Annotated in this window: 17 protein-coding genes; 10 read left to right on the forward strand and 7 right to left on the reverse strand. The window is 38.6% G+C overall.

The window, feature by feature from the left end; all coding sequences use genetic code 11:
* Positions 1 to 44 precede the first annotated feature (44 nt).
* Positions 45 to 875, reverse strand: a complete 831-nt coding sequence (gene elyC, locus AACU95_RS11720) for an envelope biogenesis factor ElyC (RefSeq protein ID WP_017827043.1) — start codon at positions 873 to 875, stop codon at positions 45 to 47.
* Positions 876 to 1,254: 379 nt separating this feature from the next.
* Here elyC and cmoM point away from each other — a divergent pair, with 379 nt between their 5' ends.
* The 4 genes from cmoM to mukB are packed head-to-tail and all read left to right on the forward strand — an operon-like array spanning position 1,255 to position 8,526.
* Positions 1,255 to 2,028 (forward strand): tRNA uridine 5-oxyacetic acid(34) methyltransferase CmoM, encoded by a 774-nt coding sequence (cmoM, locus tag AACU95_RS11725; RefSeq protein ID WP_004244596.1) that lies wholly within the window; start codon positions 1,255 to 1,257, stop codon positions 2,026 to 2,028.
* A 9-nt stretch (positions 2,029 to 2,037) separates the two neighbouring features.
* Complete coding sequence (mukF, locus tag AACU95_RS11730) at positions 2,038 to 3,360, forward strand: chromosome partition protein MukF (RefSeq protein WP_004244597.1); 1,323 nt, start codon at positions 2,038 to 2,040, stop codon at positions 3,358 to 3,360.
* A complete protein-coding gene (gene mukE / locus AACU95_RS11735) occupies positions 3,341 to 4,072 on the forward strand; it encodes a chromosome partition protein MukE (RefSeq protein ID WP_026164598.1) in 732 nt (243 codons plus the stop codon). The genes mukF and mukE overlap by 20 nt, the downstream gene beginning before the upstream one ends.
* The gene (gene mukB, locus AACU95_RS11740; RefSeq protein WP_087740842.1) at positions 4,069 to 8,526 is read left to right on the forward strand and encodes a chromosome partition protein MukB; all 4,458 of its coding nucleotides are present in this window, start codon (positions 4,069 to 4,071) and stop codon (positions 8,524 to 8,526) included. The genes mukE and mukB overlap by 4 nt, the downstream gene beginning before the upstream one ends.
* 282 nt (positions 8,527 to 8,808) lie before the next feature.
* Here the strand turns inward: mukB and catA are convergent, their stop codons facing one another.
* Positions 8,809 to 9,462, reverse strand: a complete 654-nt coding sequence (gene catA, locus AACU95_RS11745; RefSeq protein ID WP_049197252.1) for a type A chloramphenicol O-acetyltransferase — start codon at positions 9,460 to 9,462, stop codon at positions 8,809 to 8,811.
* 406 nt (positions 9,463 to 9,868) lie between these two features.
* On the opposite strand from catA, the gene aphA reads away from it, so the two are divergent.
* From aphA to AACU95_RS11765, 4 genes are all read left to right on the forward strand, one after another.
* Complete coding sequence (aphA, locus tag AACU95_RS11750) at positions 9,869 to 10,582, forward strand: acid phosphatase AphA (protein ID WP_004247637.1); 714 nt, start codon at positions 9,869 to 9,871, stop codon at positions 10,580 to 10,582.
* A 342-nt stretch (positions 10,583 to 10,924) separates the two neighbouring features.
* Positions 10,925 to 12,640: a L,D-transpeptidase gene (gene ldtD / locus AACU95_RS11755; protein ID WP_004244603.1), complete on the forward strand. Its 1,716-nt coding sequence runs from the start codon at positions 10,925 to 10,927 to the stop codon at positions 12,638 to 12,640.
* A 331-nt stretch (positions 12,641 to 12,971) separates the two neighbouring features.
* The gene (locus tag AACU95_RS11760) at positions 12,972 to 13,520 is read left to right on the forward strand and encodes a YcbK family protein (RefSeq protein ID WP_004244605.1); all 549 of its coding nucleotides are present in this window, start codon (positions 12,972 to 12,974) and stop codon (positions 13,518 to 13,520) included.
* A gap of 49 nt (positions 13,521 to 13,569) precedes the next feature.
* Positions 13,570 to 14,220: an MBL fold metallo-hydrolase gene (locus tag AACU95_RS11765; protein WP_004247640.1), complete on the forward strand. Its 651-nt coding sequence runs from the start codon at positions 13,570 to 13,572 to the stop codon at positions 14,218 to 14,220.
* Positions 14,221 to 14,668: 448 nt separating this feature from the next.
* Here the strand turns inward: AACU95_RS11765 and AACU95_RS11770 are convergent, their stop codons facing one another.
* The 3 genes from AACU95_RS11770 to asnS all read right to left on the reverse strand — a co-directional run bounded on the left by AACU95_RS11770 (position 14,669) and on the right by asnS (position 19,097).
* Positions 14,669 to 15,859, reverse strand: coding sequence for an amino acid aminotransferase (locus tag AACU95_RS11770; protein ID WP_004244662.1), 1,191 nt, complete (start codon positions 15,857 to 15,859; stop codon positions 14,669 to 14,671).
* Between the two features lie 353 nt (positions 15,860 to 16,212).
* A complete protein-coding gene (locus tag AACU95_RS11775; protein ID WP_088206701.1) occupies positions 16,213 to 17,355 on the reverse strand; it encodes a porin in 1,143 nt (380 codons plus the stop codon).
* Positions 17,356 to 17,696: 341 nt separating this feature from the next.
* Positions 17,697 to 19,097, reverse strand: coding sequence for an asparagine--tRNA ligase (asnS, locus tag AACU95_RS11780; RefSeq protein WP_004244664.1), 1,401 nt, complete (start codon positions 19,095 to 19,097; stop codon positions 17,697 to 17,699).
* A 73-nt stretch (positions 19,098 to 19,170) separates the two neighbouring features.
* On the opposite strand from asnS, the gene AACU95_RS11785 reads away from it, so the two are divergent.
* Positions 19,171 to 19,362: a hypothetical protein gene (locus AACU95_RS11785; protein WP_017827340.1), complete on the forward strand. Its 192-nt coding sequence runs from the start codon at positions 19,171 to 19,173 to the stop codon at positions 19,360 to 19,362.
* A 14-nt stretch (positions 19,363 to 19,376) separates the two neighbouring features.
* On the opposite strand, the gene pncB is transcribed toward AACU95_RS11785, so the two are convergent.
* Positions 19,377 to 20,591 (reverse strand): nicotinate phosphoribosyltransferase, encoded by a 1,215-nt coding sequence (gene pncB, locus AACU95_RS11790; RefSeq protein WP_004244666.1) that lies wholly within the window; start codon positions 20,589 to 20,591, stop codon positions 19,377 to 19,379.
* A gap of 341 nt (positions 20,592 to 20,932) precedes the next feature.
* Between pncB and pepN the strand changes: the two genes are divergently transcribed.
* On the forward strand, positions 20,933 to 23,548 hold the full coding sequence (gene pepN, locus AACU95_RS11795) for an aminopeptidase N (RefSeq protein ID WP_004244668.1): 2,616 nt from the start codon (positions 20,933 to 20,935) through the stop codon (positions 23,546 to 23,548).
* 161 nt (positions 23,549 to 23,709) lie between these two features.
* Here the strand turns inward: pepN and AACU95_RS11800 are convergent, their stop codons facing one another.
* Positions 23,710 to 24,741, reverse strand: a complete 1,032-nt coding sequence (locus AACU95_RS11800; protein ID WP_004244669.1) for a PDDEXK nuclease domain-containing protein — start codon at positions 24,739 to 24,741, stop codon at positions 23,710 to 23,712.
* Positions 24,742 to 24,877 lie beyond the last annotated feature (136 nt).

The raw sequence follows: 24,877 nt of genomic DNA on the forward strand, positions 1-24,877 counted from the left end.
GAGGATTGATTATTTTTTTACCTAATGATCTCATTCTTCATACGCTATTTTATGCCATTGTCAGCTTCATTTTTATTCTCAACAACCGCCTCTACACTAGATGGTTCGCTAGGTTTTATGGTTTGCCAAATCGAGCCGATAAATTCATACCATGCTCGCTCACTATGCTGAAAATAATACGCGGAAGGGGTATATTTTTCCCAAGGATGCAGAGGGGTAGTAATGGCTAGCTGATTAGCAGGTGCAACAATAGGGTGCATACCTCTAGCTAAAAAGAAACGTTCTGCTCGCGCTAAATGGTTTGCTGAGGTCACCAATAAAAAAGGTTGTTTACCGATAAGTTTATCCACTTCATACGCTTCTTCTTCGGTATCTTTAGGTTGAGAAAGGGCGATCGTTTTTTCTGCTGGAACACCTAATGATTGTGCAACTTGTGCAGCCACTTCGGCGCTACTTATTTTATTGACGCCGGCACCACCGGTAAAAATTAAGCTGGCATTAGGATAACGATAATAAAGCCTTACGCCTTCAGCAACACGAAATAAGCTATTATTTAGCAGGTTAGCACTAGGAGCCCATTCAGGATTATAAGTAAAACCGCCCCCTAAAACGACAATGTAGTTAACATCTTGTGGTGAGTTTTCGCGTAATTCATAACGTGCTTGATACGCTTTTTCACTCGGCATCAATAGAGTATCTGCGACAGGTTGCATGCCTAACAGCGTAAGTAACACAATCACGATAGTGAGTACGCTTTTTCCTGTTTTTTGCCAACGAGTAAACCACAGTAAAATAAGCGCAAAAAAAGCAATTATTAATAACAGCGGTAGTGGCATGATTAGGCTACCAAGATATTTTTTGAGCAAAAACAGCATAAATCTTCCTAAGTTGAGTGAAATGTCAGCAACTGAGAGTAAAAATTTAGTGAAAACTAGGGGATTGATAAAGCATTGTGTCAAAATAGCGTATAAGTATAGTTTTTACTAAATGCTAACGAACAGAAATACTCACTAATTTAGAAATTGTAAAACGATAAACGTTTGAGCGTTAATTTTTTCATTAATAAGCGTTATATTTATACTGCGCTTTGCGAATAATCTGATTCATGGCTTATTTTGTGATTGAAAACAGCCAGTATCATCGAACACTGGTAAAATTGTTGTCTTTGTTTACCTTCAGTACAGTGTCTCATATTTTTGAATTTATCAGAATGCAAAGAGCGCAAGTAACAAGTTGTTATCATGAGGCGTTTTAATGTCAGACCGTAATTTTGACGATATTGCTGATAAATTCTCTCGCAATATCTATGGCACAACAAAAGGAAAAATCCGCCAAGCGGTGATTTGGGATGATTTACAACAATTATTAACTCAACTCCCTGATCGTCCGTTGCGTATTTTAGATGCGGGGGGTGGTGAAGGTTATTTTTCCAGACAACTGGCAAAATTAGGGCACCAGATAATTTTATGTGATCTATCACAAGAGATGCTTAACCGCGCACAAGAAGCGGCTATTGATGAAGGTGTTGTCAATCAAATGACGTTTATTTGTTGTGCAGCACAAGAGATAAACCAGCATCTAGATGATGGTGTTGACTTAATTCTATTCCATGCCGTATTAGAGTGGATCACAGATCAGAAAAACGCCATAAATGTCCTTACCGATATGCTACTTCCTAATGGTATCCTATCGTTAATGTTTTACAATGCGAATGGTATTGTCATGAGAAATGCTATTTTGGGAAATTTCCATTTGGCAAATCCGGAAATACCACGCAGAAGAAAACGCTCATTATCCCCACAAAATCCGCTACAACCTGAGGATGTTTATCAATGGTTAGCGTCATTTTCAATGACGATTTTAGGAAAAACGGGAGTGCGTGTTTTTCATGACTATTTGCAAAGTCGTCAGTTGCAAAATAAAGATTTTCCAGCGTTGCTTGCCTTAGAGCAACGCTATTGTCGGCAAGAGCCCTATATCAGTCTGGGGCGTTACATTCATGTCATGGCACAAAAGTGTGTAAATTAAGGATGTACTATGAGTGATTTTACCCAGACCGTTCCTGAGTTAGTGTCTTGGGCGAGAAAAAATGATTTCTCTATTTCACTGCCACCGGAAAGATTAGCTTTTTTGATGGCAGTTGCTGTATTAAACAGCGAACGCCTTGATGGCGAGATGAGTGAAGGGGAGTTGATTGATGCCTTTCGAGAGGTGTGTAAAGGCTTTGATCAACCCGCAGAATCAATACAAGTTCGTGCTAATAATGCCATTAATGATATGGTCAAGCAGCGGCTTTTTAACCGTTTTACCAGTGAACTGGTAGAAGGTAATGCGATATATCGTTTAACGCCATTAGGTATTGGCATCAGTGATTACTACATTCGTCAACGTGAGTTTTCATCACTACGCTTGTCGATGCAGCTGTCAATTGTGGCAAGTGAGTTAGATTCAGCGGCAAGTGCCGCAGAAGAAGGTGGTGATGCATATCATTGGCATCGTAATGTTTTTGCACCGTTAAAATATTCGGTGGCTGAGATATTCGATAGCATCGATTTATCTCAACGCATTATGGATGAACAGCAAAATATCGTTAAAGAAGATATTGCTGCACTATTAAACCAAGATTGGCAAGCTGCCATTTCAAACTGTGAACAATTACTATCTGAAACCTCTGGGACATTAAGAGAGTTACAAGACACACTGGAAGCGGCAGGGGACAAATTACAAGCGAATCTATTACGTATTCAAGAAGCGAATATGAGTTCAGGCCATGTCGACCAAATAGATACTTTAGTTTTTGAGTTACAAAGCAAACTTGACCGTATTATTAGTTGGGGACAGCAATCTATCGATTTATGGATAGGTTACGATAGGCATGTGCATAAATTTATTCGCACGGCGATAGATATGGATAAAAACCGTATTTTTTCACGTCGCCTACGCCAATCCGTACAAAACTATTTCGACAGCCCATGGGCATTAACTTATGCTAATGCGGATAGGCTATTTGATATGCGTGATGAAGAGCTTGTGTTGCGAGATGAAGAAGTGACCGGGGAATTGCCTGAAGAGCTGGAATATCAAATGTTCAGTGAAGTAAATGAACAAATTGCTCAATGGGTTGAACAAGAGCTGGCTGCTTATAAATTAGAACAACGAGCGTTAGATCTCAGTTCAGTATTAGTTGAGTATCTTAATCGTTATCCACAACAGAAGCATTTTGATGTGGCACGGATTGTCATTGATCAAGCGGTACGATTAGGTGTCGCGCAAGCTGAACTTGCAGGATTGCCAGCAAAATGGGCAGAAATTAACGAATATGGAGCTAAGGTACAAGCGCATGTCATCGATACATACTGAACAATTTATACCAGCTAAATTAGCACAGGCATTAGCGAATTCACTTTTTCCTGAACTGGATAGTCAGCTACGTGCAGGTCGACATATTGGTATAGACTCACTAGATAACCATGCTTTTTTGATGGACTTTCAAGATGAGTTAACAGATTTTTATGCGCGTTATAATGTCGAATTAATTCGAGCACCTGAAGGCTTTTTTTACTTACGCCCCCGTTCAACGACGCTTATTCCTCGTTCAGTGCTTTCTGAAATGGATATGTTGGTCGGCAAAATTCTTTGTTATCTCTACCTTAGCCCTGAGCGATTAGCTAATCAGGGGATCTTCACTGTACAAGAATTATTTGATGAATTACGTACACTGGCCGATGAAAGCAAATTGTTACGCTTAGTTAATCAACGCTCAACAGGATCGGATTTAGACCTACAAAAACTGCAAGAGAAAATGAAAACGTCACTTAACCGACTACGTCGTTTAGGGATGATTTCGTTTTTACCCAATGATACGCAACGTTTTTCAATTACTGAATCGGTGTTTCGCTTTGGTGCTGATGTGCGTAGTGGTGACTCTCCTCTTGAAGCGCAAATGCGTATGATCCGCGATGGTGAGGCTATGCCACTAGAGCAAGATAGCGAGCCAAGTGATGACGATGAACAGGAAGATGAGCAATTAGAGTCCAGTGAAGATGATGATGCAGAGGAAGAAAATAAATGATTGAACGAGGAAAATTTCGCTCATTAACATTGATCAACTGGAATGGGTTTTTTGCTCGTACTTTTGATTTAGATGAATTAGTCACGACTTTATCCGGTGGTAACGGAGCGGGTAAATCCACCACCATGGCGGCTTTTATTACCGCGATGATCCCCGATCTGACTTTACTTCATTTTAGAAATACCACTGAAGCCGGTTCAACCAGTGGCTCTCGTGATAAAGGATTATATGGGAAATTACGCCCGGGAGTTTGTTACGCTGTTTTAGATGTGATTAATTCCCGCCATTTACGAGCTGTCGTTGGCGTACGCTTACAACAAGTTGCCGGACGAGATAAAAAGGTTGATATCAAACCTTTTATGATCCAAGGGCTACCTATTGCTGAAAATCCAACAGAAATTTTGACGCAAGCTGTCGATGGACGCCAAGCACGTGTTCTACCACTTAATGAATTAAAAGAAAAAGTAGAAGCGATAGAAGGCGTTGTTTTTAGACAATTTAACTCGATTACTGATTTCCACTCTGTACTCTTTGATTTAGGGGTTATTCCGAAACGTTTACGCTCAGCAAGCGATCGGGCAAAATTCTATCGTCTTATTGAAGCTTCATTATATGGTGGTATTTCAAGTGCCATCACTCGCTCTTTACGCGACTATTTATTACCTGAAAATAGCGGAGTAAGAAAAGCCTTCCAAGATATGGAAGGGGCATTACGTGAAAACCGCATGACCTTAGAAGCTATTCGGGTCACTCAATCCGATCGTGATCTGTTTAAACATTTAGTTACCGAAGCGACCTCTTATGTTGCAGCGGACTATATGCGTCATGCTAATGAAAGACGAGTACACCTTGATCAGGCTCTATCTTTACGTAAAGAGTTGTGGGATCAGCGTAAAGCGATTAACAATGAAGCTTATCGCTTTATTGAAATGGGCAAAGAGTTAGAAGAGCAACAAGCGTTATCGGCTGATTTGGAAACAGATTATCAAGCCGCCAGTGATAGACTTAATCTCGTACAAAATGCGGTACGCCAACAAGAAAAAATCGATCGCTATGTTGCGGATGTTGAAGAAATCACATTCCGTTTAGAAGAGCAAAGTGAAGTTGTTGAAGAAGCAACATCAAAAAAAGAAGAGTTGGAAGCGCGAGTTGGATCTGCGGAAGAAGAAGTTGATGAACTGAAAAGTCAATTGGCAGATTATCAACAAGCGTTAGATGTTCAACAAACCCGAGCTATTCAATATCGTCAGGCGGTACAAGCATTAGAGCGTGCGAAAGCACAATGTGGCATTGATGATTTAGATGAAACCAATGCAGAGCTATGGGCTGAACGTATTCAAGCAAAAATTCAATCCATCACGCATTCATTACTTTCTATGGAGCAGAAACTCGGTGTTTCTGATGCGGCCAAAACGCAATTTGATCAAGCCTATAAATTGATCACCTCGATTGTTGGGGAAGTTGAGCGTCAAAATGCGTGGAGTGTGGCTAAAAGCGCATTACGTGAATGGTCATCACATCGCCATCAAGCCGATCGTGTTCACCCTATTCGGATGCAATTAGCTGAATTAGAGCAACGTTTACAGCAAAGAAATAATGCTGAACGTCAACTTGCAGAGTTTAATAAACAGTATGGCAAAAATGTTGAGCCTGATGATCTATTTACTCTACAAGAAGAGCTAGAAGCAAAGATTGAAGAGCTGAGCGATTATGTTAGTGATTCTGGCGAACAGCGTATGCAAATGCGCCAAGAGCTTGATCAACTAAAACAACAAATTGAAAAATTAAGAAAACAAGCGCCAGTTTGGTTTGCTGCACAAGATGCTTTAACGCAACTGTGTGAACAAACGCATCAATCTTTTGAAACAAGCAATCAAGTTACTGAATATATGCAACAGTTACTTGAGAAAGAGCGTGAAGCCACGGTTTTGCGTGATGAAACCGCTGCTCGCAAACAGCAAATTGAAGCTCAAATTGAACGATTAAGTCAGCCTAGTGGGGCTGAAGATAGTCGATTAATTACTTTAGCAGAACGCTTTAACGGGGTTTTATTATCGGAGATTTACGATGATATCACCTTAGATGATGCGCCTTATTTCTCAGCATTATATGGACCTGCGCGCCATGCGATTGTAGTACAAGATCTCAGTGCGATCGAAGAGCAGTTAGCTTCTTTAGAAGATTGCCCGGAAGATCTCTATTTTATTGAAGGTGATCCACAATCCTTTGATGATAGCGTGTTTAATGCCCAAGAAATGGAAAAAGCGGTACTTATTAAAAGTTCAGATAGGCAGTGGCGCTATTCACGTTATCCCGAAATTCCATTATTTGGCCGAGCAGCACGAGAAAACCAGCTAGAAATATTATCCCGTCAACGAGACGAGCTGTCAGAGCTATATGCTACACAGGCCTTTGATGTGCAGAAAATTCAACGTGCACACCATGCATTTAGCCAATTTGTTGGGCAACATATTTCAGTGGCATTTGATGCCGATCCTGAAGAAGATATTCGCCAATTAAATCAACGTCGTAATGAATTAGAGCGCGAGTTATCACAATATGAAGAGGGCACTCAGCAACAACGTCAGCATTATGCGCAAGCCAAAGAGTCGCTCAATTTATTAAATAAACTCATTCCTCAAGTCAATTTATTATTGGACGAAACATTAATTGATCGTGTTGAAGAGCTACGTGAAGAGCTTTATAACGCAGAAGAGTCAATGCGTTATTTACAGCGTCATGAGAAAGCATTAACTGCGTTAGAGCCTATAGCCTCGATTTTACAAAGCGATCCACAAGAGCATGATCAATTAACACAAGATTATCAATACGCAAAAGAAGAGCAGCAACGTTATCAACAACAAGCATTTTTGCTGGTGGAAGTGGTTCAGCGTCGTCCACATTTTAGTTATAGCGATGCGGTTGAAATTGTCAGTGAAAATAACGATCTTAATGAAAAATTACGTCGTCGTTTAGAAATGGCTGAAACAGAGCGAGCGACAGCGAGAGAGTTATATCGTCAACAGCAGGCACAATGTGATCAGTTTAATCAAGTACTAGCCTCACTAAAAAGTTCTTTTGATACCAAATCAGAACTATTAAGAGAGCTTGAGCAAGAGATGAAAGAGACTGGCTTGCAAATTGATGCGGGTGCAGAAGCGCGAGCCAAAGAGTTACGTGATCAACGTTATGCTGCGGTGAGTGCTAACCGTACGCGTATTAGCCAACTTGAGCGTGATATTGCGCTTAGTGAAGCTGAACGTGAAAATATGGCGAAGAAAATTCGCAAATTAGAACGTGATTATGGCCAAATGCGTGAGCACGTCGTCAGCGCTAAAGCCAGTTGGTGTGCTGTTATGCGTTTAGTGAAAGAAAATGGTATGGAGCGCCGTTTACATCGTCGTGACTTTGCCTATCTTTCAGCGGATGAGTTACGTTCAATGTCGGATAAGGCGCTAGGTGCGTTACGTCAGGCTGTGGCGGATAATGAATATTTACGGGATGCATTACGTCGCTCTGAAGACGCAAAATACCCTGATCGTAAAGTCCAATTCTTTATTGCGGTTTACCAACATTTAAGAGAACGCATTCGACAAGATATTATCAAAACCGATGATCCGGTTGATGCTATCGAACAGATGGAAATTGAATTAGCTCGCTTAACCGAAGAGCTAACCAGTCGTGAACAAAAACTGGCGATCAGCTCTCGCAGTGTGGCAAATATTATTCGTAAAACTATCCAACGTGAACAAAATCGCATTCGCATGCTAAATCAGGGCTTACAAGCGGTTTCCTTTGGTCAGGTTCGTGGTGTACGGTTAAACGTTAATATTCGTGAAAGCCATCAAATCTTACTGGATGTATTATCGGAAGAAGAAGATAGCCAATATCAAGATCTATTTAAAAACCAAAACCTAACCTTCTCTGAAGCGATGGCAAAACTGTATCAACGCTTAAATCCACAGGCTGATTTTGGTCAGCGTATGCCACAAACGGTGGGTGAAGAGCTGCTTGATTACCGTAACTATCTTGAGATGGAAGTTGAAGTTAATCGTGGGCCAGAAGGTTGGTTAAAAGCAGAAAGTGGTGCGCTATCAACAGGTGAAGCCATTGGTACAGGTATGTCTATCTTAGTGATGGTGGTTCAAAGTTGGGAAGAAGAATCACGACGCTTAAGAGGAAAAGATATTTCGCCTTGTCGTTTGCTCTTCCTTGATGAAGCCGCACGTTTAGATGCGAAATCTATCGCAACCCTATTTGAACTGTGTGAACGACTTGATATGCAACTTATCATTGCCGCACCAGAAAATATTAGTCCAGAAAAAGGCACAACTTATAAATTAGTGCGTAAAGTCTTTAATGGAAGCGAGCATGTTCATGTGGTCGGATTAAAAGGCTTTGGGCAACAAAGTGAAAAAGATAAACATTTATCCGAAAATATTGCAGATAGTTGATGAAGGATTATGATGAGTAAGTGAATAACCTTATAATATAACTTATTGTTTTCATTATTTTATATTTTGGTTATTCATGAGTGTTAATGGCATTTAGTATTTTTATCACCGTTATTAGTACAAATCAGTGTACAAATTTTATAGCGTGACCCCTCAATAAAAAGGGAAGTACTAAATGCCCCTCATCAATTTATATCGATGTTAAAATAATCAATAAAAGTGGAAACAGAGGATAGCGACAGGTTTGAGTGGAACAAAAACATGTGCTTTAAGTCCCATTGATTATTTACATCCCTCATCGCAGTATTGCTGTATTTCATTGAGTAATCTGCCTACATGGAAGCCATCACATACGGCATGATGCACTTGAATTGCTAGTGGCATCAGAACTTTATCTCCTTGCGTATAATATTTACCTATTGTAAATACAGGGGCAAAGAAATTGTTTATATTCGCCACATTCAAGTTAAAACTGGTGAAACTTACCCAAGGATTTGCTGACACAAAAAACATATTTTCGATAAATTCTTTTGGAAAATAGGCTAGATCGTCACCGTATTGTGCTATATCTTCTGAATAAGTTTTCAAAAATTGATTGATATCTTTGTGGTAGTAACTCCATAAAGATGAAAATGTTTCGGTCTGTTCATGAAAGATAGTGTACCCAGGGTTAACACTATCCCATATCACCAATTCCCCGTCTTTCATTGCCATGCGGAATTCTGCATGTTTATTTACTAATCGGCTAATGATGTATATAAATGTCGGATAGAATTTGTACCCATTTTGCTTTACGGTTTTTAATAATGAAGTAATATCCAGTTGAACTGTCTGGCTAAAGGTGCATTGAGCAAAAGACTGAAATGCTTCAAAGTGTTCTTTTCGTCCCCATTGGGATAGATCAACAACAGTATATCCCACGCGCTTTGTGTCCATGTTAGCTTTCCTATTTTCTAATCCAAATTTAAATTAATTGTATATTACTTATAAATTATTAAAACAATTTCGAACCTCTATCTGTAGATAAACCCATAACCTATGATAGGTAATGGGTTTTTCTTGGCTAATTTTAAAATGTTTATTTTTTACCAAAAAATGTTTCAAAAATAACAGAGTCATTGATGTGTTCATTTGGGGACGACTTAGATAATAACGGCACTATCTGCTTTCGTAGATAGTACTTTCTTTTTTTCAAAGTGTTAGATAGATCAAAAAATGAAAGTAAACTAACAAAAGAGTACCAGCCTAAATAAAATAACGTGCGCTACATCTCATTTAAATGTAATTATGATGTTTATTATTATCACCTTCTGTGATTAATATAAAAATTAAAGGAAAGAGAATGCGTAAAGTCACACTTACTCTTAGTGCAATTGCGTTGGCGTTAAGTTTAAATGGCGCAGCAATGGCAAAAGTTCATATGCCAGAAGTTGTTAGCCCAGGGGTTACTGTTACTGAACTTGCACATCAGCAACCAATTAAATGGGTTTCTGTTGCAGAAATTGAAAAAAGCTTAGAAGGCCAAGCACCAATGGCGGTAGGTTTTGATATTGATGACACCGTTCTGTTCTCAAGCCCAGGCTTTTATCGTGGTAAACTGGAATATTCTCCAAACGATTTCAGTTATCTGAAAAACCCAGAATTCTGGGAAAAAATGAACAACGAATGGGATAAATTCAGTATGCCTAAACAAGTCGGTATCGATCTTGTTCAGATGCACTTAAAACGCGGTGATACTGTTTATTTCATTACCGGTCGTACACAGACTAAAACAGAGACTGTGACTAAATATGTTCAAGAAGGTTTAAATATTCCTGCAGACAAAATGCAACCTGTTATTTTTGCCGGTGACCAACCTGGCGCAAATAACAAAGTAAGCTGGATGCGCGATCACAAACTGAAAATTTACTACGGTGATGCAGATGCTGATATCGCAGCAGCTGATGAGCTAAATATCCGTGGGATCCGTATCTTACGTGCTGCTAACTCTTCTTACCAGCCGTTACCTAAAGCGGGACAATTTGGTGAAGAAGTGGTTATCAATTCAGAGTACTAATCTGTCTCTGTGCTGTTGACCTTTATTTGTTAGGCGTAGGAAACTACGCCTTTTTTATTTTGGGTTTCTTTATAAAACAAAATAGAACCATATGATAGATTAAATCTATATACTTTCTATTTGAATATTTATTGTGCACGGCATTGTGAGTATTTAGTATTTATACTCTTATTTAATATAAAAAGTGTATTAAACATCTTTTTATGATGATTTAAGTGCCTATTGTTGAAAAGATTTTATAAAACTTTACAAATATTAGTTTATTCCTATAAAACTCTTTGTCTAACTCATCTAATATTTTACGATAGCAAAATAATAACAAGGGATGAGGCACTGAGGACTATGGCGCAACAAGCAATTAAAAGAGCAATAACGTATTCGGTCGTAATAGGTACACTTCTCTCAGGGCATAATGTTATTGCCTCAGAAAGTGAAACGCCACCGCTATTCACATCAGAAACACCTGCATTAGTACCCGCATTCACAGAAGACGTGGCAACACAAGATACATTAAATTCACCATCAGTGAGTAAGCAGGAAGTTAGCACTAAACTACAATCTTGGTTACCAAGCGAATATAAACCACTTTACTTTAAGCAACTCGTGGATGTTTATCAAAGCAATGATTTAGCACTGATTTGGCAAGATGAACAAATTACAAAACAACTAGAGCAGCAACTGGCAGAGGTTGCCTTAACTGGAATTCAACCACAATTTGGACGTTGGTTAACGCTATTAGAAACAGCACAATTAACGCCAGAAGCACGAGATATTATTTTATCTGACGCTTTTTTAGGTTATATCAGCTTTGTTGAACAGATTAATCAATCAGGAACAACACTGTTATATCGCGCTGCGATACAAGCATTACCGGCACCGACTGTGCAAGCTGTCGAGCATTTCCAACTCAATCTACAACAAAATACCTTAGGGCGCTTTGTCGTCTCCTTTGCACCCTCACACCCTTACTATCCATTAATGAAAGAGGAAGTGCGCAAACAGCTTCATCAAGAGGTTATTTGGCCCGTCATGGAAGGGAAAAATTCATTAAAGCCAAACCAATCGGCAGAAGAAGTTATTGCATTAAGACAAATATTGCGTAACTTAAATTTACTGCCTCAATTGGCTGAAAATGAGCAAGAAGTAGCAACAACGATTTATGATGAGCCTTTAATTGCTGCTGTAAAATCGTTTCAAGCGGCCCATGGATTAGAAACTGACGGTATTATTGGTAGACAGACGCGTAATTGGTTAAATATGACACCAATACAGCGTGCTGGAATTATGGCATTAAATATACAGCGGTTACGTTTAACCCCACCTATTGGTGACACTGGAATTTGGGTCAATATTCCTGATTACTCCCTCTATTTTTATGCTAATAATCAACTGATTTTAGATTCAAAAGTGATTGTTGGTCGACCAGATAGAAAAACCCCCATTATGAGTAGTGCGCTTAATAATGTTGTGGTTAATCCGCCTTGGAATGTACCTACGAGTATGACGCGTAAAGATATAGTTCCAAAAGGAAAGGCTGATCCTAGTTATTTTAGCCGTAAAGGTTATACGATTTATTCAGGGTGGGGGAATGACGCCTATCCAATTAATCCTTACGATATAGATTGGGAAAACATCTCTGCGGCTAATTTTCCATATCGCATTTGGCAAGCCCCTGGGCCAACTAACTCCCTAGGCCGATATAAATTTAATATGCCAAACTCTGAAGCGATTTATCTGCATGACACACCAAACCACAATTTATTTACTAAAAATATGCGAGCAATTAGTTCAGGTTGTATTCGTGTGAATAAAGCGGCGCAATTAGCGACGATATTATTAGGTGATGCAGGATGGAAACAAGATAGAATTGATGCAGCCTTAAAACGAGGTTCAACACAATATGCACCAATTCCTGAACGTATCCCTGTCTATTTATATTATCAAACAGCTTGGGTAGCAGAAGAAAATGCCCCTCAATATCGAGCAGATATTTATAATTATGACCAAAGCATTAATAATGCAACCTCTTTTTTAGAGAATATTAAGAAATATTTGTAATAGAATAGATGGCTAACAACAATAAAGAGTAAGCATTATGCTTGCTCTTTATTTTTTATAAAAATCAGTGAGATAAAATAATTTCATTCAGTTTTATTAATAAATTTTAAAAAATAGCTATTATTTTTAATCTATTTTTAGAAATAACATTAATATTAATAAAATGTTAATTGCTAACACGGCTATTATTAATAATAAAACATAAACTTTTATAAAATAATATCAATGATATGTTTACAAATCTATACAAACAATAAGCAACAATTCAAGAAAAATATTGTCATAATAAAGGTCTGTTCTTCCTTCTATCATTATTTTGAGTGTAGCTATCATGGATATTGTTGATTCACATCGTCGTAAGTGGTTAGGCCTTGGTATGGCTGCTGTTGGTTTAGGTTTACTTCCCTCACATGCATTTGCATCATTAGCAACTCCCCGACCGAAAATTCTTCGCTTTAATAATTTAAATACTGGTGAAACTATTAAAGCCGAGTTTTTTGATGGTAAACGTTATAATAAACAAGAGCTTGCTAGACTAAATCATCTTTTTAGAGATCACCGTCAAAATAAAGTTAAAACTATCGATCCAGCCTTATTTGATCAAATCTATCTGTTACAGGTGATGTTAAACAACAATAAAGCCGTTGAACTTATTTCGGGTTATCGTTCACTCGCGACTAATAACCATCTACGTCAACACACCAGCGGTGTTGCGAAAAAAAGCTATCATACCCGTGGTCAAGCAATGGATTTCCGTTTAGTAGGTACTGATTTATCTAAAGTACGCCAAGTTGCACTAAGAATGAAAGCGGGAGGAGTGGGTTATTATCCACGAAGTAATTTTGTTCATATCGATACAGGACCCGTGCGCTCATGGTAATCTATGTAATAAATAAATAGATATAGATTAAGAAAGCGCGGAGTAAGCTATGATGTATCACATTATACCTGTGACAAATTATATGCAAAATTGCACCCTTATCTGGTGTGATGATACCAAAGAAGCGGCCATTGTTGATCCCGGTGGTGATGTCGAAACATTAATTGCAGAAATTGAACAACGTCAATTAAAGTTGACTAAAGTGCTATTAACTCATGGCCACTTTGATCACGTAGCAGGAACAGCTCAAATTGTTGAGCATTTTCATGTGCCTGTTTATGGGCCACATAAAGATGATAACTTCCTTATTGAAGATTTAGAACAACAGTGTCGTATGTTTAATTTCCCCAGTGGAAAATCTTTTACGCCTGATCAATGGTTAAATGAAGGGGATACTGTTACTATTGGTAAAACCATTACTTTGTCGGTTTTACATTGTCCGGGCCATACACCGGGCCATATTATTTTTGTTAATCACCAAAATAAACTTATCTCGATGGGAGATGTATTATTTCGTGAAAGTATTGGTCGTACTGATTTCCCTCGTGGTAATCATGCCGATCTGATAGCTTCTATCAAAAATAAAGTATTACCACTAGGTGATGATTATCTATTTATCCCCGGCCATGGCCCTATGTCTAATTTAGGTCATGAGCGTCAATATAATCCTTTCTTACAAGATGAAATGCCCATTTGGTAATTTAAAATAAAGCAAACTCTTTAAGCCCTTTATATTAAAGGGCTTTTTTATAGATGAAAAATTAAAAATGATATCGCTCATCAATTAACAGTATCAATGCTGTGTAAAGACGGAATAAATAGATTGTTTATGGTGTATATGGCGTAAGAGTGTACGGATATCAGTATGCTACCTTTATGATAGTCGGTCGCAAGTACATCTTCTGGGGGACAGTAGGGAATAAACTGTGTATTTGGGGGATGAAAAGCTGGAACAAAAGCTATACAGACTATAACTAGTCTATTTACTAAGTGCATAAGAAAAAGAGTTATCGCATCAAGCTAGAAATAAATTATTTATTAATGATATTTTTATAAAATAATAAAAACCCAACAACATATCTAATTAAACGCTGTTGGGTTATAAAACGTGTTATCTAACTGTATGCTTTAAAACGATGAAAAAGCCATTAAAGTACAGCGACAATGGCTTCACACAATGGAACCATATTTTCCAGTGTTAAGCCTGCGACATTAATACGACCAGAGCCGACAATATAAATACCATATTCAGCACGTAGACGTTCAACTTGCTCTTTATTAAGGCCACTAAATGAGAACATACCATTTTGGTCAATAATAAAGCTGAAATCTTGTTTTGCGCCTTTTTCTTGTAAGGTTGTCACCAGCAATTGGCGCATACGCTGAATGCGTTCACGCATTGTGGTGAGCTCTTCAATCCACTCTTCTTTTAACTCTGGGTTAGATAAAATAGTGGTCACCACAGATGCACCATGTGCCGGTGGATTAGAGTAGTTTGCGCGAATAATCGCTTTGGCTTGGCTAAATGCTTTCTCAGCAGTATCGCTCTCTTTTGCGACAATAGTGCAAGCACCTACACGCTCATTATAAAGGCCAAAGTTTTTTGAATATGAGCTTGCAACAATCAGCTCAGGATTGCTTTCAGCAAACAGGCGTAAGCCTTGCGCGTCTTCTTCAAGACCATTAGCAAAACCTTGGTAAGCAAAGTCAAATACTGGTAACCAACCTTTCTCTGCGGATAAGGCAGCCAATTGACGCCATTGCTCTAACGTTGGGTCAATACCACTTGGGTTATGGCAACATCCGTGGAACAGCACAACATCACCTGCTTGTGCATTTTGTAGGCTGGCTAGCATACCTTCAAAATCTAAACCGTGGCTTTCGGCATCATAATAATCATATTGGCAAATCTCTAAGCCTGCAGTCTGAAAAATATTATTATGGTTGGGCCAAGTCGGGTTACTTATCCATACACGTTTAGCATTAGTTTGCTGAGCGATAAAGTCCGCAGCAATACGCAATGCCCCAGTACCACCCGGAGCTTGTGCTGTACGTGCACGTTTTTCTGTGATGATAGGGTGTTGTTCACCAAACAACAGTGCTTGAGTGACCGCACCAAACTCAGGAATACCGCTAATAGGAAGATAATTTTTAGTGGTTTCGTTTTCTAATAAATATTTTTCTGCTTTTTTAACGGTAGTGAGTACAGGTGTTTTACCTGTTTCATCCTTATAAACACCAATCCCTAAGTTAATTTTGTTTTCACGAGTATCAGAACGGAAACTATCAGCTAAACCCAGAATAGGATCGGCTGGTGCAGCAATGATTTTCTCAAACATAGTGTAATTATTCCCTAAGCTCAAAACGAAGCCGAATTATGAGTAACAAGAGTAACGCTATAGAATCGGTTTGCCAACAGTTTGTAGAGAAATTAGCAAGAAGTTGTGAACTAAGTGAGAATAAATAGCAAAACAAGATGTAAATAAGTAAATCTTTCGTGATTACATTAACATGTAAATATAACCACTAAAAATAACCAACAGTTTAGTATAATAAACTGTTTATCTTAGTATTAGAAAAGGAGGAACAGAAAAGCGAGCAATATAAATAGGATAGGCAAATAAAAAAAGCAACACCGAAGTGTTGCTTTTCAAATCAATTAACTTGACTGTTTAATTACCTTAAAGGGTAATTAGAACTGATAAGTCAGACCTAAACCAACTACGTTGTCAGTTGCAACGCCGTAAGTTTTAGTGAAGTCATTGTCATCTAACAGGTTGATTTTATAATCAACAACTGCAGTCATGTTTTTGTTAAATTTGTAGAAAGAACCTACAGAGATATATTTAACTAAATCTTGGTCGTTACCTTGAGCAACACCTAAGTCTTTACCTTTAGATTGAACATAGGCTAAAGATGGTTTGATACCTAAATCAGCAAAATCATACTGTGCAGTTAACTCGATATTTTGAGTTTTGTTAGCAATATTATTTTTATTACCGAAATAGGTCATGTTACGGGTTTCACCGTACATTGCAGCTAAGTAAACATTGTTAGCTTCAAACTTACCACCAACGTTCCATGCTTCAGCGCGTTCACCTTTTGCTGAGCTGTAATGTTGTTGGCCAGAAGTACGAGCAGAGTTAGAGTAACCACCACCCAGTGTTACGCCCCAGCCTAAGTTATAAGCGGTAGAGAAACCGTAACCATCACCGTTAGCTTTTTTATCTACACTGTAGCCTACAACATTACCATTGTTATCAGTGATTTTTTCACCACGAGCATTGTTGGTGTTTTCGTTGTTTTTGCCTTGATATTGCAGAGCAAAGCTTAAGCCATCAACATAACCGAACATATCAGTGTTGCGGTAAGTTAATACGCCAGTAGCACGGCCAGTCATATAAACGTCAGTTTGTGACATTGAGTCACCGCCCCATAAAGGCAGAACGTCAGTCCATGCGTTGGTGTCATAAATTACACCGTAGTTACGGCCGTAGTCTAAAGAACCGAAGTCAGCAAATTTCAGACCAGCAAAAGCCAGACGAGTTTTGTTGTTACCTTCGCTTCCTTCAGTATTATTAGTTTTAACTTCGTACTCGAAACGACCAAAACCAACTAAGTCTTTATTGATTTGAGTTTCGCCTTTGAAACCGATACGTGCACGAGATGCATCACCGTCTTCACCAGAATCTTTGTCAGCGAAGTAATGACGAACGTCAACTTTACCGTAGATATCTACTTTGTTGCCGTCTTTGTTGTACATTTCAGCTGCGTTTGCTGCACCAGCAAACATTAAAGCTGGGATTACCACTGCAAGAATATTGCGCTTCATCATTATTATTACCCTCATTGGTGTTATTCAGACACCTTTGCCACTGCCAGAAATAGTTTCTTAATTTTTATGGAACTATTTATGAGAGTTAAGTGTCGTCTGTGTCGGGTGACAGTGTTCCATTGGTAAAAAATTTTATCTACCCCGAATTTGCTACAAAATCGAAAAAAGTGTAACAAATTGTAACAATGTATTTCAAAGTGTGTATTTAGGGGAACTTTTCCATCAAATTGTAGCCATGCATAAAAAAAGCCAACCCTGAGGTTGGCTTCTGGTATAACTAAAGTTAGTACAATTAATCAGCAACACAAATGTTTTTTGTTGGCTACTAATTAATCAAATCATTAGAAATCGACATTTCTTGGTGTACGTGGGAATGGGATCACTTCACGAATATTTGTGACACCAGTCACATAAGCAACTAAGCGTTCAAAGCCGAGACCAAAACCAGAGTGTGGTACGGTGCCATAACGGCGTAAATCACGATACCACCAGTAGTCTTCTTTATTCATACCCATCTCAGCTAAACGTTTATCAAACATCTCTAAACGTTCTTCACGTTGAGAACCACCAATGATTTCACCAATACCTGGTGCTAACACATCCATTGCCGCAACTGTTTTACCGTCTTCATTCATACGCATATAGAATGCTTTGATATCTTTCGGGTAGTTCTTCACAACCACAGGGGCTTTAAAGTGTTTCTCAGCAAGATAGCGCTCATGCTCGGAGGAGAGGTCAACACCCCAATAAACTGGGTTTTCAAATTTCTGGCCGCAATTTTCTAACACAGTAATCGCATCTGTGTAGTCAATTTGTGCGAAATCAGAAGCGATAAAGTGCTCTAAACGTGTAATGGCTTCTTTATCAACGCGTTGAGCAAAAAACTCCATATCATCTCTGCGCTCAGCTAACACGGCAGAAAAGGCATATTTCAGCATTTTTTCTGCTAATCCGGCGATATCATTCAGATCAGCAAAAGCCACTTCAGGTTCAACCATCCAGAATTCAGCTAAGTGACGACTAGTATTTGAATTCTCAGCGCGGAAAGTTGGGCCGAAAGTATAGACTTTACTTAATGCAGAGGCATAAGTTTCGCCGTTTAATTGTCCTGATACGGTTAAGAAAGCTTCGCGACCAAAAAAGTCTTCGCTAAAATCAACTTCACCTTTATCAGTACGTGGCAGGTTGTTCATATCTAAGGTAGAGACACGGAACATTTCACCCGCACCCTCGGTATCCGCCGCCGTAATTAATGGCGTAGAAACCCAGAAAAAGCCTTGCTCATCGAAGAAACGATGTAGTGCTTGTGCCAAGGTATGGCGAACACGTGCAACAGCACCAATTAAGTTTGTGCGTGGACGAAGATGAGCAACTTCACGCAGATACTCAACGCTGTGACGTTTAGCGGCCATCGGATAAGTTTCCGGATCATCAACCATTCCTACTACCACAACTTTGGTCGCATGAATTTCAAAGTTCTGACCTTGACCCGGAGATTCAACAATTTTACCGGTGACTTCCACAGAGCAACCTGTGGTTAAGTGCAGCACTTCATCTTGATAATTCGGTAAATTATTATTAATGATGGCCTGTACTGGATTAAAGCAGGAACCGTCATAGACGGTAAGGAATGAGATACCAGCTTTTGAATCTCTTCTTGTACGTACCCAACCGCGAACGGTGACGTCTTCGCCAACCGCGATACGGCCTTGCAGTACGTCGACTACAGGCGCAACGATCATAAATAAATCTCTCTTCGTTTAATTAAAATAATTGTTTAGTAAATTCATTCTGCCCCTGTCGGACAGTTTTTCTATGTTACTTGCAATAGCGCAGGAAACAAGTAGGAAATTTCAGTTTAAAGAGGGAATCAGCAAGAGAAAAGCCTTTATAGAAAATATTTTGCTAAAAATAGGTAAAATCAGTCGAATAGTGGGGGTGATAGCAAAAAGAAAGGGCAATATTGGCCCTTTCTTTATAGATAGAATAGATAGAGTGAATAGATAGCGATTTAATCTTTATTAACAAGCTTGCCTAACAAGAGGAACATCAAAGGCTTTACGTAGCTTGTCGACAAACTCATCATCTTCACAAATGGTTTTACCTGGACTATCCGATAATTTAGCAACAGGTTTACCATTACACTCCACCAGCTTAATCACAATATTAAGAGGTGTAATATTCGGGATATTACAAGTCAATCTGGTGCCGATACCAAAAATTAAGCGGATACGCTTATGGAAATGCTTATAAAGTACTAAGGCTTTCTGAAAGTCGAGGCTATCAGAGAATACCAATACTTTACTCATCGGATCGATGCCGAGCTTTTCATAATGAGCAATGGCTTTTTCACCCCATTCAATCGGATCACCTGAGTCATGACGTAACCCTTGATAACGGCTGGCGAATGGCATATCAAAGTCACGCAGGAATGCATCCATAGTGATACAATCAGTGAGTGCAATACCGAGTTGATCTGGGTATTCATCTAGCCATGATTGCAATGCAGCCCGTTGACTATTGGCAAGCTCAGGACTAATTTGCTGATGTGCTTGGAACCATTCATGGGCTTGTGTGCCTACGGGCGCCAGTTGCATACGTTCAGCAAAATGATAGTTACTAGTGCCGATAAGATAAGGGAAATGATTTTTTAATTCATCGACAATGGCACGTTGCACATCATAAGAAAAGCGACGACGAGTACCAAAATCCATCAATTTGAAATCCGCTAAATCAATCTGTTGTTCAGCCGCATCACGATAGAAAATATCGATAAGTTTGCGTAATTGAATAACGGCGTCATCAGCGGTGATTTGTGGCGAACGAGCACGGTGGACAATTTCACTCACCAATGCTAACAAAGGAACTTCCCATAAAATAACTTCACGCCAAGGGCCAGTTATCTTAATCGTCAATTGATTGTCAGCAGTGGTCGCGATATGCACTTGCTCGGGTTTAAAGCGAAAATGTTTAAACCATTGCAGATAGTCATTTTTAAAGAAAGGCAGGCTTTGAAGATAGCCAAACTCTTCATTAGTTAATGACAAGTCTGCCATCATATCCACTTGATGGCGTAAGGTTGTTGCATATTCACCTAGACGTTCATCACTCCGGCAGCGGAATTCAGCAACGACAGGAATATCACTATAATGATGGTAAACCGCCTGTTGCATGTGGAGCTTGTATGCATCGGTATCCAACAGTGATGTAATAATCGGTGTAGCGTCTAAAATCATAGCGCGTCAAGCATCCTCACGGAGCGTTTTTATGTCAGCTAAATCGTTAAGGTTGGAGAGTATACCCGAATATGATGATAATGCGTCACTATTCGTTAATATTTCTCTGCGACATAAAAACAAGCTGTAAATCTCTATTGAGTTTACCACGTTAAACATAATTTGGGAGTATGTTAGCATCAATTAGCAAATAAATTAGTTACACATATTAATATCCCATTAACATTCTATTGACTTTTAATGTGCTCAATTGAATATTCGACTAGCTAAACCGTTTTTTGACGAGTAAGCTTTGGTTATATAACCGTAAAATAGTCGTGTTAACTAAAAGGTTTTTTTCTATGACACAACAAAGAATTGCTAAATATCGTAAAGATTACCGCGCCCCAGATTACACCATCACTGATTTGCATCTTGATTTTATCTTAGATAAAGAAAAAACACAGGTTACTGCTATTAGCCAATGCAAGCGCTTAGCGACAACGGCAACGTCGTTGGTGTTAGATGGGGAAGATTTAACATTAAAATCTATTTTTGTTAATGATGTTGCTTGGACACACTATAAAGAAGAAAACGGCAAACTCATCATTGACCAATTGCCTGAACAGTTTACGTTAAAAATTGTTAATGAGATTAACCCATCAGCTAATACCGCTTTAGAAGGGTTATATGTTTCTGGCGATGCGCTATGTACACAGTGTGAAGCGGAAGGCTTCCGTCATATTACTTATTATTTAGATAGACCGGATGTTTTAGCGCGCTATACCACTACGATCACTGCAGATAAAAAACAGTATCCTTATCTATTATCTAATGGTAACCGTGTTGCACAAGGTGATCTTGAAGATGGTCGTCATTGGGTGACTTGGGAAGATCCACATCCTAAACCAAGTTATCTCTTTGCATTAGTGGCGGGAGACTTTGATGTATTACGCGATACATTTAACACTAAAAGTGGTCGTGAAGTTGCTTTAGAGTTATTTGTCGATAAAGGTAATCTTGATCGTGCTGATTGGGCGATGACATCACTAAAAAATGCCATGAAATGGGATGAGTCACGCTTTAATTTAGAATACGATCTCGATATCTATATGATAGTCGCTGTTGATTTCTTTAATATGGGGGCAATGGAGAATAAAGGGCTTAATGTCTTTAACTCTAAATATGTTCTTGCTAAAAGCGAAACAGCAACAGACAAAGATTATTTAGGGATTGAATCTGTTATTGGCCATGAATATTTCCATAACTGGACAGGTAACCGTATTACTTGCCGTGACTGGTTCCAATTAAGCTTAAAAGAGGGACTAACGGTTTTCCGTGATCAAGAATTTAGCTCTGATTTAGGCTCTCGCTCAGTTAATCGTATCAATAACGTGCGTGTTATGCGTACAGCACAGTTTGCCGAAGATGCAAGCCCAATGGCTCATCCAATTCGTCCAGATAGTGTGATTGAAATGAATAACTTCTATACCTTAACGGTATATGAAAAAGGGGCGGAAGTGATCCGTATGATCCACACGCTACTCGGTGAAGAGAAATTCCAAGCGGGTATGCAGATGTATATTCATCGTCACGATGGTAGTGCAGCGACCTGTGATGATTTTGTACAAGCGATGGAAGATGCCTCTAATGTTGACCTGACTTTATTCCGTCGTTGGTATAGCCAATCAGGTACACCGGTATTGACTGTACGTGATAGCTATGACGCACAAAAACAGCAATATACATTAACCGTCAGCCAAATGACGCCACCAACGGCAGATCAGGCGGAAAAACAAGTTCTACATATTCCGTTAGATATTGAATTATATAATCAACAAGGGGAGGTTATCCCTTTACGCTCACAAGGTCAGCCGGTTTCTAATGTATTAAATGTGGTGAGAGAAGAGCAGCAGTTTATTTTTGATGATGTTGCTCAACAGCCAATTCCTTCATTATTGCGAGAATTCTCTGCGCCAGTAAAACTTGATTATCCTTTTACGGATGAGCAACTCTCATTCTTAATGAAACATGCACGTAATGCTTTTTCTCGTTGGGATGCGGCGCAATCTTTATTAGGTCGTTATATTAAAGAAAACGTTTCGCGTGTTCAAAAAGGGCAACCATTAATTTTACCTGAAATGGTAATTGATGCTTTCCGTGCTGTATTGCTTGATAAAGATATCGATCCTGCCTTGGCGGCACTTATTCTGACATTACCTACCGATGTTGAAGCGGGCGAAGCTTTTGCTATTATCGATCCTATTGCTATTCATCAGGCCTTAGGTTTTATTCGTAAAACTTTAGCCACTGAAATGGCTGATGAGTTCTCTGCGGTTTATCACTCAATGCATATCGGTGCTTACCGTGTCGATCATGGTGATATTGCTAAACGTGATTTACGCAATGTCTGCTTGGGTTATTTAGCCGTTGAAAACCAGCAAACGGGTAATCAATTGGTTGAAGCGCAATATCACAATAGCGACAATATGACCGATGCACTCGCGGCCTTAAATGCTGCAGTAATGGCACAATTACCTTGTAAAGAGGCACTATTACAAGAGTTTGATGATAAATGGCATCAAGATGGCTTGGTAATGGATAAGTGGTTTAGCTTACAAGCAATGAGTCCGGCAACTGATGTATTACAAACAGTACGCAGTTTGCTATCACATCGCTCTTTTACTTTAGCTAACCCAAATCGTACTCGTGCTTTAATCGGTGCGTTTGTGAATAATAACCCTGTGGCTTTCCATGCAGAAGATGGCTCAGGTTATTTATTATTGACAGAAATTCTGACTGACTTAAATAGCCGAAATCCACAGGTTGCATCTCGTCTTATTGAGCCGTTTATTCGTTTGAAACGCTATGATGCTAATCGCCAAGAGAAAATGCGTGCCGAGTTATTAAAGCTAAAAGCCCTTGATAACTTATCAGGTGATTTATATGAGAAAATCACTAAAGCATTAGCGGATTAACACTATATCGCTATCACTAAGTAAGTGATAAGAAGGTATTAAGTTAGCATGATAATTAGATCCCCAGCATATTCTGGGGATTTTTTATGGTAAGTATTTCATACAAAAAATTATAATGGTTTAATAATATGTATTGAATAAAAGCTAAGGGGTTATGACTATTATTCAAATAATTTTTGGCGTTCTTTTTCTAATTGTAAAATTAATTCTTTTTCGCTTGGTAATTCAAGCATATATTTTGAAGCGAATAGCTGTTTACTTTCATTTAGAATGGAGTATTTGGCTACTGTGTGATTTTTTTCAGTGCAAAGAATTAGCCCTATGGTTGGATTATCATCATGACGGCGTTTTTTCTCTTCATACATGCGGACATACATATCCATTTGCCCAACATCTTGATGGGTGAGTTTATGCATTTTTAAGTCTATTAACAAAAAGCATTTTAAGTGAAAGTTATAAAAAACTAAATCAATATAGAAATCACCATCATTAGTACTAATACGTTGTTGTCGTTCGACAAAAGCAAACCCTTTTCCTAATTCGAGTAAGAATTCTTTTAGGTTTTCTATTAAAGTTTGTTCTAGTTTATTTTCTTGCAGGATACTACTAGGTAGTCCTAGAAAATCAAAAATATAGGGATCACGTAAATAATCTTTGACTGAAGTTGCGAGTTCAGTAGTTTTTTGTTTTCCTTCAGCTAATACAGGATAAATACTTTGCTGTTTCCCCTGTGTTGAAAGTAATCGTTCATAATATAATGTGCTAATTTGTCTTTCTAATGCACGGGCGGACCAAGATTGTGTAATTGCTTCATCTATATACCATTGACGGGCGAGTTCATTCTTTAGTTTTAGTAGCGTTCTATAATGAGTCCAACTTAATTCGTGACGCACTGCGTCACGAATTGGAAATGTGAGATAAAATTTCCTCATATATCGAAGATTTGAGGTATCAAATCCTTTACCAAATTCTTTTGTTAATTCAGCTGATAAAGTTTGTAAAACTCTTTTTCCAAATTTTGCTCGATTATCTCCATGTTGTTCATCTTCAACAATTAAACGACCGATTTCCCAATATGTTTGTACCATTATGCTGTTTACTGCTTGTACTGTGTTTTTTCTACCTTGTATCAAGAGGTTTCGAATATTCGTAAGTAAAGGGGGGTGCGTGTTAATGGTTTTTTTATCGTTCATAAAGTAGTTTCCATTTTTGAGTATAAAAGACTCTTTTACTCAATTTACTATCCAAGTTTAGCGCTACTGAATTGCTAGGATTTAACTAGTGTTATATTGCTCAATAATTGTAGAAAACTTTATTTATTGATAAATA

Origin of the sequence: Proteus sp. G4415 (assembly GCF_963896075.1) — a bacterium.
GTDB classification, from domain to species: Bacteria; Pseudomonadota; Gammaproteobacteria; order Enterobacterales; family Enterobacteriaceae; genus Proteus; species Proteus mirabilis.

Bases quoted from the DNA above. Each gene is read 5' to 3' on its own strand.
- elyC (WP_017827043.1), bottom strand. From the start codon at position 875: ATGCTGTTTTTGCTCAAAAAATATCTTGGTAGCCTAATCATGCCACTA.
- cmoM (WP_004244596.1), top strand. From the start codon at position 1,255: ATGTCAGACCGTAATTTTGACGATATTGCTGATAAATTCTCTCGCAAT.
- mukF (WP_004244597.1), top strand. From the start codon at position 2,038: ATGAGTGATTTTACCCAGACCGTTCCTGAGTTAGTGTCTTGGGCGAGA.
- mukE (WP_026164598.1), top strand. From the start codon at position 3,341: ATGTCATCGATACATACTGAACAATTTATACCAGCTAAATTAGCACAG.
- mukB (WP_087740842.1), top strand. From the start codon at position 4,069: ATGATTGAACGAGGAAAATTTCGCTCATTAACATTGATCAACTGGAAT.
- catA (WP_049197252.1), bottom strand. From the start codon at position 9,462: ATGGACACAAAGCGCGTGGGATATACTGTTGTTGATCTATCCCAATGG.
- aphA (WP_004247637.1), top strand. From the start codon at position 9,869: ATGCGTAAAGTCACACTTACTCTTAGTGCAATTGCGTTGGCGTTAAGT.
- ldtD (WP_004244603.1), top strand. From the start codon at position 10,925: ATGGCGCAACAAGCAATTAAAAGAGCAATAACGTATTCGGTCGTAATA.
- AACU95_RS11760 (WP_004244605.1), top strand. From the start codon at position 12,972: ATGGATATTGTTGATTCACATCGTCGTAAGTGGTTAGGCCTTGGTATG.
- AACU95_RS11765 (WP_004247640.1), top strand. From the start codon at position 13,570: ATGATGTATCACATTATACCTGTGACAAATTATATGCAAAATTGCACC.
- AACU95_RS11770 (WP_004244662.1), bottom strand. From the start codon at position 15,859: ATGTTTGAGAAAATCATTGCTGCACCAGCCGATCCTATTCTGGGTTTA.
- AACU95_RS11775 (WP_088206701.1), bottom strand. From the start codon at position 17,355: ATGATGAAGCGCAATATTCTTGCAGTGGTAATCCCAGCTTTAATGTTT.
- asnS (WP_004244664.1), bottom strand. From the start codon at position 19,097: ATGATCGTTGCGCCTGTAGTCGACGTACTGCAAGGCCGTATCGCGGTT.
- AACU95_RS11785 (WP_017827340.1), top strand. From the start codon at position 19,171: ATGTTACTTGCAATAGCGCAGGAAACAAGTAGGAAATTTCAGTTTAAA.
- pncB (WP_004244666.1), bottom strand. From the start codon at position 20,591: ATGATTTTAGACGCTACACCGATTATTACATCACTGTTGGATACCGAT.
- pepN (WP_004244668.1), top strand. From the start codon at position 20,933: ATGACACAACAAAGAATTGCTAAATATCGTAAAGATTACCGCGCCCCA.
- AACU95_RS11800 (WP_004244669.1), bottom strand. From the start codon at position 24,741: ATGAACGATAAAAAAACCATTAACACGCACCCCCCTTTACTTACGAAT.